This is a genomic window from Kitasatospora sp. NPDC001159 (genome assembly GCF_053598235.1).
Map to the genome: position 1 here is coordinate 1 of NZ_JBSFJV010000096.1, position 13,130 is coordinate 13,130.

General features: G+C 73.1%; 12 protein-coding genes. 8 read left to right on the top strand and 4 right to left on the bottom strand.

Annotated features, from left to right (window positions below; translation table 11 throughout):
• Window positions 1–83 precede the first annotated feature (83 nt).
• From ACWC9T_RS33110 to ACWC9T_RS33125, 4 genes are read right to left on the bottom strand one after another with little or no spacing between them, the layout of a single operon-like run.
• Entirely contained in the window at window positions 84–1,409 is a 1,326-nt protein-coding gene (locus ACWC9T_RS33110) for a TfuA-like protein (RefSeq protein WP_449824752.1), read from the bottom strand.
• A complete protein-coding gene (locus ACWC9T_RS33115; protein ID WP_449824753.1) occupies window positions 1,409–2,611 on the bottom strand; it encodes a YcaO-like family protein in 1,203 nt (400 codons plus the stop codon). The genes ACWC9T_RS33110 and ACWC9T_RS33115 overlap by 1 nt, the downstream gene beginning before the upstream one ends.
• A gap of 21 nt (window positions 2,612–2,632) precedes the next feature.
• Entirely contained in the window at window positions 2,633–3,442 is an 810-nt protein-coding gene (locus tag ACWC9T_RS33120; protein WP_449824754.1) for an ABC transporter permease, read from the bottom strand.
• Between the two features lie 4 nt (window positions 3,443–3,446).
• Complete coding sequence (locus ACWC9T_RS33125; protein ID WP_449824755.1) at window positions 3,447–4,388, bottom strand: ABC transporter ATP-binding protein; 942 nt, start codon at window positions 4,386–4,388, stop codon at window positions 3,447–3,449.
• A 178-nt stretch (window positions 4,389–4,566) separates the two neighbouring features.
• Here ACWC9T_RS33125 and ACWC9T_RS33130 point away from each other — a divergent pair, with 178 nt between their 5' ends.
• From ACWC9T_RS33130 to ACWC9T_RS33165, 8 genes are all read left to right on the top strand, one after another.
• A complete protein-coding gene (locus ACWC9T_RS33130; protein WP_449824756.1) occupies window positions 4,567–5,550 on the top strand; it encodes a hypothetical protein in 984 nt (327 codons plus the stop codon).
• Window positions 5,551–5,563: 13 nt separating this feature from the next.
• A complete protein-coding gene (locus tag ACWC9T_RS33135) occupies window positions 5,564–5,821 on the top strand; it encodes a LuxR C-terminal-related transcriptional regulator (protein ID WP_449824757.1) in 258 nt (85 codons plus the stop codon).
• Window position 5,822: 1 nt separating this feature from the next.
• A complete protein-coding gene (locus tag ACWC9T_RS33140; RefSeq protein WP_449824758.1) occupies window positions 5,823–6,014 on the top strand; it encodes an aroma-sacti cluster domain-containing protein in 192 nt (63 codons plus the stop codon).
• Between the two features lie 63 nt (window positions 6,015–6,077).
• On the top strand, window positions 6,078–9,035 hold the full coding sequence (locus tag ACWC9T_RS33145) for an AAA family ATPase (protein WP_449824759.1): 2,958 nt from the start codon (window positions 6,078–6,080) through the stop codon (window positions 9,033–9,035).
• Window positions 9,026–9,895 (top strand): S8 family serine peptidase, encoded by an 870-nt coding sequence (locus ACWC9T_RS33150; protein WP_449824760.1) that lies wholly within the window; start codon window positions 9,026–9,028, stop codon window positions 9,893–9,895. The genes ACWC9T_RS33145 and ACWC9T_RS33150 overlap by 10 nt, the downstream gene beginning before the upstream one ends.
• Window positions 9,892–10,536 (top strand): GAF domain-containing protein, encoded by a 645-nt coding sequence (locus tag ACWC9T_RS33155; protein ID WP_449824761.1) that lies wholly within the window; start codon window positions 9,892–9,894, stop codon window positions 10,534–10,536. The genes ACWC9T_RS33150 and ACWC9T_RS33155 overlap by 4 nt, the downstream gene beginning before the upstream one ends.
• Window positions 10,537–10,618: 82 nt before the next feature.
• Entirely contained in the window at window positions 10,619–11,923 is a 1,305-nt protein-coding gene (locus ACWC9T_RS33160) for a helix-turn-helix domain-containing protein (protein ID WP_449824762.1), read from the top strand.
• Window positions 11,920–13,128: a cytochrome P450 family protein gene (locus ACWC9T_RS33165; RefSeq protein WP_449824763.1), complete on the top strand. Its 1,209-nt coding sequence runs from the start codon at window positions 11,920–11,922 to the stop codon at window positions 13,126–13,128. Before ACWC9T_RS33160 ends, ACWC9T_RS33165 begins: the two co-directional genes overlap by 4 nt.
• Window positions 13,129–13,130: the final 2 nt, after the last annotated feature.

Below are 13,130 nucleotides of genomic sequence, written 5' to 3' on the forward strand. Positions count from 1 at the left end.
GGCGCCCGGTCGCGAAGCCGCCGCGCCGTCGGGTGGGGCCGGCCCCTCGGGGTCCGGCCCCACCCGACGGAGGAACCGCCCGCTCACCGTGCGGCGGTGTTCTCCCGTCCGCGTCGGACGTCGAACGCGAAGAACGGCCGAACCGCACTGCCGAGTTCCTCCGGCCCGGAGAATCCCCGTCGGACCATTTCGACCTGCGGGGACGTGCCGGGCCGGCGCCAGTGGCGGAGGAAGAGCTTCGCGCACACCGCCGGCGGCGGGACCACGAGCCGGTGGCGGGTCTCCTTCGCGGCCGCGTCCGCGCGGGCGACCAGGTGACACCACTCGTCCCAGCGTCCGGACTCGCGCAGCCGCGCCAGGACCGCCGGCCGCCAGTCGACCGACTGCCACACCGGCCACACCCGCACCATGAGGAGCCGGTTGCGGTCCGCGGCGGTGAGCCCGGCCGGTTCCGATTCCGTGAACCAGCGGGTGAGGGCTTCCGGCAGCGGCGAGCGGTCGTCGAGTCCCAGCCGGGCCCGCGCGTACGCGTCGGTCGTCGTGCCCTCCGCGCCGGCGAGGTCGTCCAGCAGAGCGGTCAGGACGTCCTCGTGCAGTGCCGGGTAGTCGTCGTCGAACAGGCGGACCGCGTCCAGCACGTCGAGGTCGGACATCCACCGGCCGGGCGCGTGCTCGCGCCGGGTCCGCCGGGCCAGGGCCTGGGTGCGGCTGATGCCGGTGAAGGGCGCGTCCGTCGTGACCGGGCCGGGTGCCGTGGTGCCAGCGCTGCGGACCGCGCGCAGTGCCGACACCGCGTCACGCCGCTTGAGGTCCCAGGCGCCCGAGCCGATCATCTCCTCCAGCGTCCGCAGCGCGTCGTGGTCCTGCTCGCCGACGGCCCGTTCGAGGTCCTTCCAGCCCCGGTGGGTGAACGGCAGGGCCTTGGCCGCCGCCACGATCCGCCGCCCGGCCGCCTCCGGAACCAGATCCCCCTCGGCCCCTTCCCGGCAGCCGTGGCGCAGGTTCACCAGCGCCACGGTCTGCGCCGGGTACCCCACCGCGGCGGGCCCGTGCAGGACGCCCACCTCGTCGTCCCCGTCGATCTCGCCCGAGGCGTACATCCCGTAGACGGTGCCGATGCCCCGCATGCCGCACGGGGCCAGTTCGGCGGCCCGCAGCGCGCCCATGCTCGCGGCGCCGACGACGTGCACGCCCTCGGTGATCACCTGGAGGATCTCCTTGTGGCCGACGGACCGCCGTTCCCGGAAGTAGCCGTCGATGATGACGGCGACGTCGCCCGGGGACCAGCGGTCCGCCAGAAGGTCGCCCCGTCCCGCAGGCGGTCGCACGTCCGCGTCCGGGAGCACCGCGTGGACCTCGGCCGCGGACAGCGTCGGCCCGGTGTAGACGACCACCCTCGATTCGCTCACTACAACACCTCCGGACAGACGCGGCTCCCGGGCGCCACTACCTTGACGACGGGGACCCCGATCTCCTCCCGCGTCAGGTCGACCAGGAGGGGCGGGTTGGAGAAGGCTTCGGCCGCCCGTTCGACCGCGTACCGGAGGTCGTCGACCAGGCCGGCGCGTTCCACGGGCTCCGCGACCAGGTCGCCGATATCGGCGGCCGGGCCCGGGTCGCGGCTCAGCCGGCCGACGTCCACGTGGTCGAAGTCGTCCTGGAGGTCGTCCCGCGCTCCCGAGATGTACGCGAGCCTGGCCTGCGTCGCTTCGGTGATGGCGCGGGTCAGCGCGATCGAGGGGCTGAGGTGGCAGCCGAACCCGAACATCGCGGCCGGGTAGTCATGGCAGGCGACCCAGGACAGGAAGCAGGGCAGCCCGGTGGGCGACGGCACCAGGCGGACCTCCAGGGTGACGCCGGCCCGTTCGATCAGCGTGCACAGTTCCTCGGCCACCACCGACCCCGACGTCCTCGGGTCGACTCGCACGCCCCGTTCGCCCCCGGCGGCCACCGCCGCCGTCATCGCGTCCCGCTCGATCACCTCGCACAGCGCGTGGAGCGCGGCCTCCACCAGGGTGTTGCCGCTGGCCAGGCCGTTGGTCGACTCGAAGAAGGCCGGCGGGTTCCAGCCCGCGCGCTCCACCAGCGTCAGCCCCACCACGTCCACGGGTACGAGCGTCCGCGCGCCGTCGACCAGCGATCTGGCCTCCGTCCAGGCCAAGGGCAGGCCGTCGTGCAGCACGCTCGGTTCCGAGGGCGCCAGGGCACGGACGTCGTAGCCCAGTTCCCGGCCGACGTCGCGGGGTGCCGCCGTCAGGACGGGCTCCAGGGGTTGCTCCACGTGCCAGGTCTCGACGGATTCCATCACCGCCGACAACCGCGCCAGCTCGGCCGTCGCCCCTTTGCCCTGGGAGACGGCGAGGGTCCGGGACAGCGGCCGGACCGCCTGGAAGGTCGGGATGCCGATGGTGTCGAGCCGGGTGATGTCGGCGATCCGGGTGACGCCGACCTTCGCCGCCGCCCGGCGCGCCATCTCCCAGGTGGCCTCCGGGGGCCGGGCCCGGTTCGTCCCGGGCAGCCTGAGCACGGCACGGTCCTGCCGCGAGGCCGCCCAGGACAGGGGCGAGTCGTCGGTCCGCGCCGTGGCGGCGGCTGCGTCGTCGGTTTGCACGGTGATGGGCCTCCCCGTGGGTCAGAGGTTCTGGGCACGGCGCAGCAGCGCCCGGCTGGCGACGGCGTTGGCGACGAGGGCGACGGCGGCCAGCACCACCAGAGCGGGCCAGGCCTTCCCGAAGCCGAAGATCGCGGCGTCGCGCATCCCGTTGACCGCGTACGTCACCGGGTTCACCGTCGAGATCCACCGGAGCACCTCGGGGAGCTGCTGCGTCGTGGACAGCGACGGGGCGGAGAACACGAGGACCGGTACCGACACGCTGGTGAGCACCATGAACGTCCGGTAGTCGCTGATCAGGATCGCCGTCGCGAGGTACAACCCGTTGAAGGCCACCGAGGAGAGCACCAGCGCCACCAGCAGCCAGATCCACTGCGCCGCGTGGAACGGGTAGTCGAAGATGACCGCGGCGACGACCAGGGCCAGCAGGCTCTGCGCCAGTACGAGCGAGACCCCGGCGAGCAGCTTGCCGGCCAGGAAGCGCGATCGGCGCAGCGGCCAGCTCCACAGCTGGGTCGACACGCCGCTCATCTCCTCCTGGAACATCGCCATGCCGGTCGTCCCCGACGCGCTGACCACCGACATCGCCAGCACCATGGGGAGGAGGAAGACCGAGAACGGCAGCCGCTCGCCCCGGTAGGTGATGTCCCCGACGACGTTGCCGAGCGAGGTGTTCACCAGCAGCAGGTACACGAGCATGGGTGTCAGACCGAGGATGAGGTTCACCCGGTTGCGGGCGAGGAGCGCGTACTCGCGGTAGAACACCGCGGTGAAGTCGGCCGTCCTCCTCGTCGCGACCGGTGCGGTGTTCTCGAATACGGGCACGGTCACGGTGTCAGCCCTCGCTCCCGGTCATGCGCAGGAACACCTGCTCCAGTGAGTCTGTGACGGTGGAGACTCCCGAGATCGCCACTCCGGAGTCCTGGCAGTGCTTCGACAGTTGCGGCAGCACGTCCCGGACCTGCGCGTTCTCGATGCGCACCTCGGCGTCCTCGACCGCGGCGGTCAGCCCGGCCGCGTCGGCCCACTCCTTGACGACCTTCGCGCCGACCGCGTCGTCCGCCGTCACCAGCACGTGCGCGGTGCCGAACTCCCGGACGAGCTCGCTCGGTTGGGCGAAGCGGACCACCTTGCCGCGGTTGACGACCAGGACGCGCTGGGCGTTGCGCTCCAGTTCCTCGATGATGTGGCTGGTCCAGATCACGGTCATGCCGTTCTCCTCGCGCAGCCACCGCACGAAGCGCTCGATCTGGTGCCGGCCGGCCACGTCGAGTCCGGCGGAGGGCTCGTCGAGGATCAGGAGTTTGGGGATGGTCAGCAGCGCCCTTACGAGCTGCAGGCGCTGGCGCTGACCGCCGGACAGCTGGAAGAGGAGCTGCGACAGCGCGTCCTTCAGGCCGAGGTATTCGGCCAGCTCCAGCGCCCAGGGCCGGGCGGCACGCCAGGACAGGCCCCTGAAGCGGGCGGCGATCTGCAGGTTGTCCAGCGCCGACAGCATCTCGTCGTACGGGGCGGACTGGTGCATCGCGCCGATGCCGCTCTTGGCGGCGACCGGGTCGCGGGCCGGGTCGGCGCCGAACACCCGGATCTTCCCGGTGGTGGGAGGGGTGACGCCGCAGATCATCTTCATCAGGGTCGTCTTCCCGGCGCCGTTGGGGCCCAGCAGCCCGATGGTCTCGCCCTCGGCGATGTCGAACGATATACCATCGACGGCCGGTGTCTCTTTCCCCCGGTAGCACTTGGTCAGTTCTTCGGCTTGCACCACAGCATTCGCCACGATCCCTCCCTCCGCATTTCTCACATCACGCTCGATCGCTTTCGGGATTGTCGGCCGAGGTGTTCCCGGTGGACCCTACGCCGCCTGGAGGACACGCAACTGGTCGGCACGGAAGCTGCCTTGGAGCTGCCTCCGATCTGCCGCACCGTTCCCGTTCCGGGTGGCTAGCATTCACAGCGTGAGCCGTTCAGGAGATGTGGAGAACCACGACGGAGAATCCGCCGTGGTGCTGGTGGATTGCGCGGGCGGCCGCGAATTGGAGATCGTGCGCGAGATATTGACGGGGCCGCTGGAAACACCGACGATACTGATCCGGCAGGCCGACCTCCCCGCAACGCCCTTGGCGCTCGACGTGGACACCGGCCTGCTGGACGTCGCCGGCCACCGGGTCAGGCCGGCGGTCGTCTGGGTTCGCCATGCGTCGGCCTGCGCGATGCTGGCGCAGGCGCGGCCGGCGGGCTCGGTGACACCGCTCCAGGCGGCGACCTGGTCCGGGTTCCTCCGACAGGTCGCGTCGACGGCGACCGCCGCCCTGCCCGGTGGCACGCTCGTCGGGCCGGCCCAGCTGGCGCAGGCCCGACGGCTGGGCGTGCGCACGCCCCGCACGGTCGTCACCAACCACGTCCCGACGGGCACGCGCGGGCTGGGCGCCCCGAGCGTGATCGTCAAGACGCAGGACTTCCGCCTGTTCGAGCCCGATCGGCGGAACTGGCCGGAGTGCCTGCCGACGGTCATCGGTCCGGAAGCGGGCGCGGAGGGCTCCACGCCCGTCGGCGCCGCGGCCGCCGACCATCCGGTCGTCGTCCAGGAGTACCTGGGCGGCACCCGGGAGCTGCGTGTCTACCACCTCGACGGCGCGATCTGCGCCTTCGAGGTAGGCAAGCCTGATCCGTCGAGCCTGATCACGGACCCCGGCCGTGTCACGGTGGGACGGATCGAGTGCCCGCCGCCCGCCGCCGACGCGGTGCGCACCCTGTGCGCCGCGTGGAACCTGCGCTACGGGGCGTTCGACCTGCTCGTCTCCGACACCGGGGACCCGGTGTTCCTGGAGGCCAACCCGGACGGCGACTGGCTCTGGTTCGAACGCAGAGCGCGTTGGCACGGCGTCTCGTTCACGGCAGCCGTGATGGTCCGTGAGTTGTTCCTACGGAGTACGTGGTGAGGAGGCCGCGCCGATGACGGCGATACGGGGTGACGAGGTCTCCGCCCGGGACATGGTGCTGGTGGCCATGTTGGCGCGGGGGCACACGACCGACCGCGTGGCCCGCGAGCTGGGGCTGAGCAGGCACACCGTGGGTGAGGAGATCAGCGTCCTCCTCGGGCGGTTCAACTGCCGGAACCGGGCGGAGCTGGTGGCCTACTGCTACGTCCACCGGTTGCTGCCGATCGGGATCTGGCCGCCTCCGTGCGGCCCTCGTGAAAGGGATGAGTGACATGTTCGATCCGCTGGCCAGCCTGCGCGAAGCGGGGCTCCCGGTCGACCAGTTGAGCGCCGCGCAGCGCGACGTGCTGGCCGGTCTGACCGAGGAGGAGACGGCTGTCGTCGCGTCGGTCCAACGCCGGCTCGCCCAGGCGGACGCCGAAACGGACGCCGAGGTGTGGGCCCACGATCTGAAGCTGCTCTGATCCCGGTCACCGACCCGCGTCGCCGACCGGCAACACGACCGACCCCCTGGCGGAGGACCTCGCATGAGTCGCAGGTTGGTGGTCGTGCTCTTCCTCGACCTCGTCGGCTGGACCCGGCTCGCCGAGCGCGTCGATCCGGAGCCGCTGCAGCAACTCCTCGAGCAGTACTACGAGATCTGCTCGGCCGCGGTGGAGGAGCACGGCGGAACGGTGGAGAAGTTCATCGGCGACGCCGTCATGGCGGTCTTCGGGGCGGACACCTCGCGGGAGGACGACGCGTTGCGGGCGCTGCGGACGGCCGTGCTGATCCGCGCCGGGGTCGGCCGGCTGCGCACACCGGCCGCCGATGCGGCACCGGTGGAGATCCACTGCGGCATCGCCGCCGGCGAGGCCCTGGTGACGCGTTCGGCACGGGCCGGCCTCCGGATCGTCGGCGACGTGGTCAACCTCGCCGCACGGCTGCAGTCGTCGGCGGTCGCCGGTGAGATCGTCGTCAACGAGACCGTGGCGCAGCTGGCGGGCCCGCACTACACGATGGTCCCCGTGCCGCCGCTGACGCTGAAGGGCAAGGCCGAACCCGTCGCCGCGCTGTGCGTCACCGGCGAGGCCGCCGCCGACCGGAGCGGCGACGAGCCGCGCATGGTGGACCGCCGCGCCGAACGCCGTCGGCTGCGCCGGATCTACCACCGGGTGGCCCGCGATCGGAGACCGGCACTGGTGACGGTGCTGGGGTCGGCGGGCATCGGCAAGACCCGGCTGGTCCGGGAGACCGTGGACGAACTCGTCGCGGCCGGGACCGGGCCCCGGCCCGTCGCCGTGTTCGGGAGCTGCCCGTCCTACGGGGCGAGAGGCACGTACTCGGCACTCGTCGACGTGCTGGACGGACTGGAACGACAGGTGCCGGCCTGCGCGGAGTTGCTGCGGACGGACCACCGCGTCGCCGGGGTGCTCGCCGGCCTGCGCGACGCCTCACCGTCCCGCCCCTCCACGGCCGGACCGGGTCCGGGTGTGGAGGAGGTCTCCTGGGCCGCGCGCGAACTGCTCGCCGCCGCGGCCACCCGCCCGCTCATCGTGGTGTGGGACGACCTGGAGTGGGCGGGGCCTTCGCTCCTGCAGCTCATCGCCGAGCTGACGGGCGACCTGCGGGACGTCCCGCTCCTGACGCTCTGCGTGGCCGGCCCGGAGATCGACGGGCCCGACGGGCCCCGGTTCCAGAACGGCGAGGTGATCGACCTCAGCGCGCTGGACCCGGTCGACAGCGCCCGGCTGGCGGTATCGCTGGCGGCGGGCCACGGCCCCGGCGACGTTCAGCTGCACGACCTCGGCCTGGCGGACCGGGTCGCGCTGTACAGCGCGGGCAATCCGAGGTTCATCCGGCTGATGGTGGAGTGGCTGGGCACCGGCCGAACCGTCGACGAGGTGCCGCCGACCATCACGGCCATGGTGGGTGCGATGATCGACCGGCTCCCTCCGCCCGCCCGGCGGCTGCTGGGCGCGGCTGCGGTGATCGGTCCCTCGTTCACCCTGGAGCAACTCGCCCTGCTGGACGAGACGGTGCTGGACGAGACGGTGCCGGCCGCGACCGCCGACGCGCTGGCGCGGCAGCGGCTCTTCCGTGCCACGACGGACGAGGGCGGATACTGCTTCGTCCAGCAGCCGGTCCACGAGGTGGCGTACGGGCGGCTGGAGAAGCAGCAGCGCATCGCGTGGCACCGGCGCCTGGCCGAGCGGGGCTTCAGCCCCGGCTTCCACTTCGAGGCCGCCGCACACCTGCTCGGCGGTCTGCGCCCGGACGACGAGGAGTTGCCGCGGCTGGCGCGGCGGGCGGCCGAGGCGCTGCTGGCCGAGGGGACCGCGGCGCTGAGGCAACGCGATCTACCGACCGCGATCGAACTGCTCGAACGCGCGCTCGTACTGGCGGGGCGGGGGCCTGGCCGGTGGCGGCAGGTCGCGGCCATCCGCCTCAGCGACGCCCTCATGCTCTCCGGGGACACCCGGCGCGCGCAGGAGGTGGTCGCGGACGGCCTGCGGCACGGTCCCGACGCCCCCGGGCGACGCCTCTGCCTGGTGCAGCGGTCCCTGTTGGCGGCGCGCCTCGGCAAGGTCGCCGAGGCGGGTGTCGAGGAGCTGCGGGCCGAACTCGACGGCAACGGGACCGACCGGCTCGCCCGTTGCCGGTTCGAGCAGCTGCGGATGCTGCTCCACCTGGCGCACGGTCGCTTCGGGGCCGCCGAGGAGGCGGCGTGCGCCGCGCTGGAACACGCCCGGGCCGACGGTGACGCGTACGAGGAGGACCGGCTCCTGGTGGCCCTGTGCGAGGTCCGGCAGTGGTCGCCGACCCCGGTGCGCAGGAAGCTGTCGGGCTGCGCGGAGCTCGTGGAGCGGTTCACCGCCGACCGGTTCCTGCTGCTGCCGGCGCTGGCCGCCCGGGCCCGCTGCCTGGCGTTGACCGGGGACGACGCAGGCGCACGCTCGGCACTGGCCGAGGCCGGGTCCGTCGTCGAGCAGCTCCGGCTGACCATGGGAGGTGTCCTGGTCGACCAGGTGGCCGGGATGGCCTGTTCGCTGCGCGGTGACCACGCCCGCGCCGAACGGCACTTCCGCCGCGCGGCCGACGCCCTCGAAAGGGCTGGCTACCTGTCGGTCTCGCTGGGCATGCGGGTGCAGGCGGCACGCGAGTGCGCCCGGCGGGGCCGACTGGACGAGGCCGCCGAGCGGATCACCGAACTCCTCGGCCGACGCCAGGAGATGGACGTCCGGGGGCGGATCCTGTGCATCTCGGCGGCGGTCCTGATCGCCGCCGGGTACGGCCGCGCCGATCCGGTGCTCGCCGAGCTGCCGGCCCTGCTCGACGGCGTCGACGACCCGTGCCTGCACGGCGAGGTCCGCTTCGACCTGGCCCGGGCCGCCCGGCTGCTCGGCGACGAGACCGAGGCCCGCACCATGGCGCTGGCGGCCGTCGACAGCTACACCGCCGTCGGTGCGACGAAACCTCTGGAAACGGTGCGGCAATGGATCTGAACGACGCTCCCTGGCGGCGCGAGCGGCCGCAGCACTTCTCCGGCATGCCGGCCTGGAGCATGCCGACCGACAGCGATCCCGGCGAGCCCGTGCCGACGACCTTGTTCGACGGGATCGACGCCCGGTGGGCATGGGAGGGCGCGAGCGGTGCGGGCGTCCGGGTCTGCGTGCTGGACAGCGGTGTGGACGCGGCCCATCCGCTGGTCGGGTCGGTCGAGCGGGCGTGGCAGGTGGTGACGGCCGAGGGCCGGGCACCGCGGGTGGCGGAGTGCGAGCCGCAGGACGGCGCCGGGCACGGTACCGCGTGCGCGGGGATCATCCGCGCGATCGCGCCGCGGGTCTCGCTCAGTTCGCTGAAGGTCCTCGGCGACGGGAGGTCCGGCAGCGCCGCCGCGCTGGTCGCCGGGCTCGCCTTCGCGATCGAGGAGGGGTTCGACGTGATCAGCATGAGCCTGTCGACGAGCAGGCTGGAGTTCCGCGGCCGGCTCGGCGAGCTGTGCGACCGCGCCTACTTCCGCCGCACGACGGTGGTGGCGGCGGCGCACAACCTGCCGATCGAGAGCTTCCCGTGGAACTTCGCGTCGGTGATCTCGGTCGCCAGCCACGCCGAGCCGGACAGCATGCGCTTCTACTACAACTGCGCGCCGCCGGTGGAGTTCCGCGCCCGCGGGGTGCGCGTCCCGGTGGCCAGGCCGGGCGGCGGCACCGTCCGGAGCACCGGCAACAGCTTCGCGGCGCCGCACATCGCCGGGATCGCGGCCCTCGTGCTGAGCAAGCACCCCTGGCTCACGCCGTTCCAGCTCAAGACCGTCCTGTACCACTGCGCAGCGAACCTGTCGGCTCCAGGAGGCGAAGAATGAAGCCCTTGCCACCCGATCCCGCCAGCGGGGCGACCGAGCGTCAACTGCTGCAGTCCGTCGTATCGGTGGCCCGCTACGTCTACGGCGCCGCCGCGTCCTCGGTCTTCATGGTGAGTCCCGACACCGGTGAGCTGGTCTTCGCGGCGGTCGCCGGCGAGGGCGAACAGGGCCTGGTCGGCAAGCGGTTCGAGCCCGGCACCGGCATCGCCGGCTGGGTGGCGGCCAGCGGCCAGCCGCTGATCACGGACAACGTGGCCGAGAGCGACCGGTTCGCCCACGACGCCGCGGCGTCGACCGGGTACGTCCCCACGAGCATCCTGGCCGCCCCGCTCATCGCGGGCGGGGAGTGCATCGGCGTGATCGAGGTGCTGGACCGCCATGTCCGCGTGGCTAACGACCCCAGCCGGGAACTCGACGACATCGAGCTGCTGGGCCTGCTCGCCACGCAGGCCGCCCTGAGCCTCGCCCTGCTCCGGCGCGGCGAGCGGACGGCGGACGCCGTGCCGCGGCTGGGCGACCTGGTGGCCCGGCTGTCGGAGCACGCGGTCATGGACTCGTCCGACCCGTTGGCCTCCGCGCTGCTGGGCATCTCGCTGGAGCTGCTCGACCGGCGTGCCCAGCTGGCCCCGAACTCGGGGTGACGGCCGACGGAGACGCAGTGCAGACGGGCCGGCGACGAACCGGAGACGCGGACGGAACGGGCTTCGCCTACCGTCCTGCCCCATGGTGCACAGTACCGAGACCGAAGCGCCGTTCCCCGAACTGCTCCGCCACAAGCGGGTCCAAGCCGGACTCACCCAGCGGACGCTCGCCGACCTGTCGACGATCAGCCCGCGGACGATCCGGGACCTCGAATCGGGCCGGGCGCACGCGCGGATGCAGACCGTCCGCCTGCTCGCGGACGCCCTGAGGCTCCACGGCCTGGCGCGCGAGCTCTTCATCAGCGCGGGTGCGGGCCGCCGGGGAAGACCGGAGGGAACCGACCCCGGCCTCGCCGCACCACGGGCCGTCAACGCCCTCCTCGGGCGCGAGACCGAGGTGCGGGCGATGGCCGAAGCCCTGGATTCGGGCCACCGCCGGGCCGTCTCCGTCTCCGGGCTCCCGGGAGTGGGCAAGTCCCGGGTGGCCGCGGAGCTGGCCGCCCGGCTCGGCTCGCGCCGCGGCTGGCCGGTGCTGTGGATCGGCGCGGGCGAGCGCGCCCGGGACGGGATCGGTGCGGCGTTCGGCCCGTTGACGAGGTCGCTGCGCCTGCTGATCGAATCGGGGGCGCGGGACGTCTCCGCGGTCTGCCGGCTGATCGGCCACCACGAGGCGCTGCTCGTGCTCGACGGGGTCGCCGACGCCGGGCCCCCGGCCGGGGTGGAGGATCTGCTGGCCTACTGCCCGGGCATCCGGGTGGTCAGCACCTCCCGGGTGCCCTGGCCGGTCGCGGGCGTCCAGCCGACGGTGCTCCCGCCGCTGGCCGTGCCGGGAGCGGAGTGGGACGCGACGGGATCGCCGGACGTGCTCGCCGACGTGCCGTCGGTGCGGCTGCTGGTGGACCGGCTCTCGGAGGTCCGGCCCGGATTCTCACCCGACCGCGCCGATGCGGACGCGGTGGTCCGCATCTGCCGACGGCTGGACGGCCTGCCGGTCGCACTGGAGGCCGCGGCCGGGCGGTTCGGGGTGCTGGGCCTGCGTCAGCTGGCGGAGGAGCCCGCACGCGGCCTGCTCGTCCTGCCCGTTCCGACCCGGTCCGCCGGTGCTCCCGGGACGCTCGGTGGTCTGCTCGGGGCCGAGGTCGAGCGCCTGGACACCGCCCATCGCGCGATCCTGCGGGAGCTGGCGCGCTCCGACCGGGCGCCGACAGTACCCGAGGCGGCCGCCGCCTTGGACCGGCCCCGGAACGAAGTGGTCGACGGCGTCGGTCTGTTGGTGGGCTGCGGGCTCGTCCGCGCGTCGCACGAGGAGTCGGGGACGCGCCTGCACCTGCCGAGCCTGCTGCGCACGCTGCTGCGGGCTCCCCTGAACCCTCGTGCGTCACTGTGACGGACACCCTCGATCCGACCGCCCCGGAGCACCGCGGCGACCCGTACCCGCTCCTGCACCGGATGCGCGAACTGGCGCCGGTCCACCGCCGGATGGACCCGGTGAGCGGCCGAGTGTCCTGGTACCTGACCCGCTACGCGGACGTGCAGCGCGCCCTGCTCGACCCGGACCTCGGCCGGCAACTCGACCGGCTCCCCGCCGAGTTGGCCGCCGCCCGTCGAGGGTGGGACTTCGACCCGCTGGCGATGGCGCGGCGGAACGTCTTCAACCTCGACCCCCCTGATCACACCCGCCTGCGCCGCCTGATCGCACCCGCGTTCGGCGCCCGCACGGTGGCGGCGGTCCAACGGCGCGTGGAACAGGTCGTCGACGGGCTCGTGGCCGCGGCCCGGGACGCCGGGGACGTGGTCGACGTGATCGAGGCGCTGGCCCTGCCGCTGCCGGTCGTGGTCGTCGCCGAGCTGGTCGGCTTCCCCGTCGACGACCTGGCCGGGCTGCGCCGGTGGAGCGACGAGATGCTGCGGACCGGGGACCCGGTCCGCGTGCGCCGCGCCGGTCTGGAATTCATCGCGTACGTGGAGGAGAGGATCGACGAGCGGCGGGGCCGTCCGGGCGGGGACCTGCTCTCACGGCTCGTCGCGGAGGAGGACGGCGGCGGGATCAGCCGTGCCGAGCTGGTCTCCAGCGTGTTCCAGTTGCTGCTGGCCGGTGACGAGACGACGGTCAACCTCATCGGCAACTCGGTGCTGGAACTGCTGCGCCACCCCGATCAGCTGGCCCGGCTGCGCGAGCGGCCCGCCGTGCTGGACTCCGCGATCGAGGAGGTGATCCGCTTCAACGGCCCCGTGGGGCACACCCGGCCGGTGTACGCCCTCGCCGACGTGGAGATCGGCGGGGTGGTCGTCCCGCACGGCGACACCGTCGTGCCCGTGCTGCTGGCGGCCAACCGGGACCCGGCCGTCTTCGCCGACCCGGACGCCTTCGACATCACCCGCAGTCCGAACAGGCACCTGGGGTTCGGCCACGGCATCCACTTCTGCCTCGGCGCGGCGTTGGCCCGGCTCCAGGCCCGGGCCGCCGTCGGGGCCCTCGTGCACCGCTTCCCCCGGCTGGCCCTGGCCGTCGACCCGGCCGAGCTGGAATGGACGCCGGACCTGTTCCTGCACGGGGTGCGCCACCTACCGGTATCACTGGGAAGGGAATGATG

Excerpts from the sequence above, each read along its gene's own strand:
- ACWC9T_RS33135 (WP_449824757.1), top strand. The coding sequence starts at position 5,564 with ATGACGGCGATACGGGGTGACGAGGTCTCCGCCCGGGACATGGTGCTG.
- ACWC9T_RS33140 (WP_449824758.1), top strand. The coding sequence starts at position 5,823 with ATGTTCGATCCGCTGGCCAGCCTGCGCGAAGCGGGGCTCCCGGTCGAC.
- ACWC9T_RS33145 (WP_449824759.1), top strand. The coding sequence starts at position 6,078 with ATGAGTCGCAGGTTGGTGGTCGTGCTCTTCCTCGACCTCGTCGGCTGG.
- ACWC9T_RS33150 (WP_449824760.1), top strand. The coding sequence starts at position 9,026 with ATGGATCTGAACGACGCTCCCTGGCGGCGCGAGCGGCCGCAGCACTTC.
- ACWC9T_RS33155 (WP_449824761.1), top strand. The coding sequence starts at position 9,892 with ATGAAGCCCTTGCCACCCGATCCCGCCAGCGGGGCGACCGAGCGTCAA.
- ACWC9T_RS33160 (WP_449824762.1), top strand. The coding sequence starts at position 10,619 with ATGGTGCACAGTACCGAGACCGAAGCGCCGTTCCCCGAACTGCTCCGC.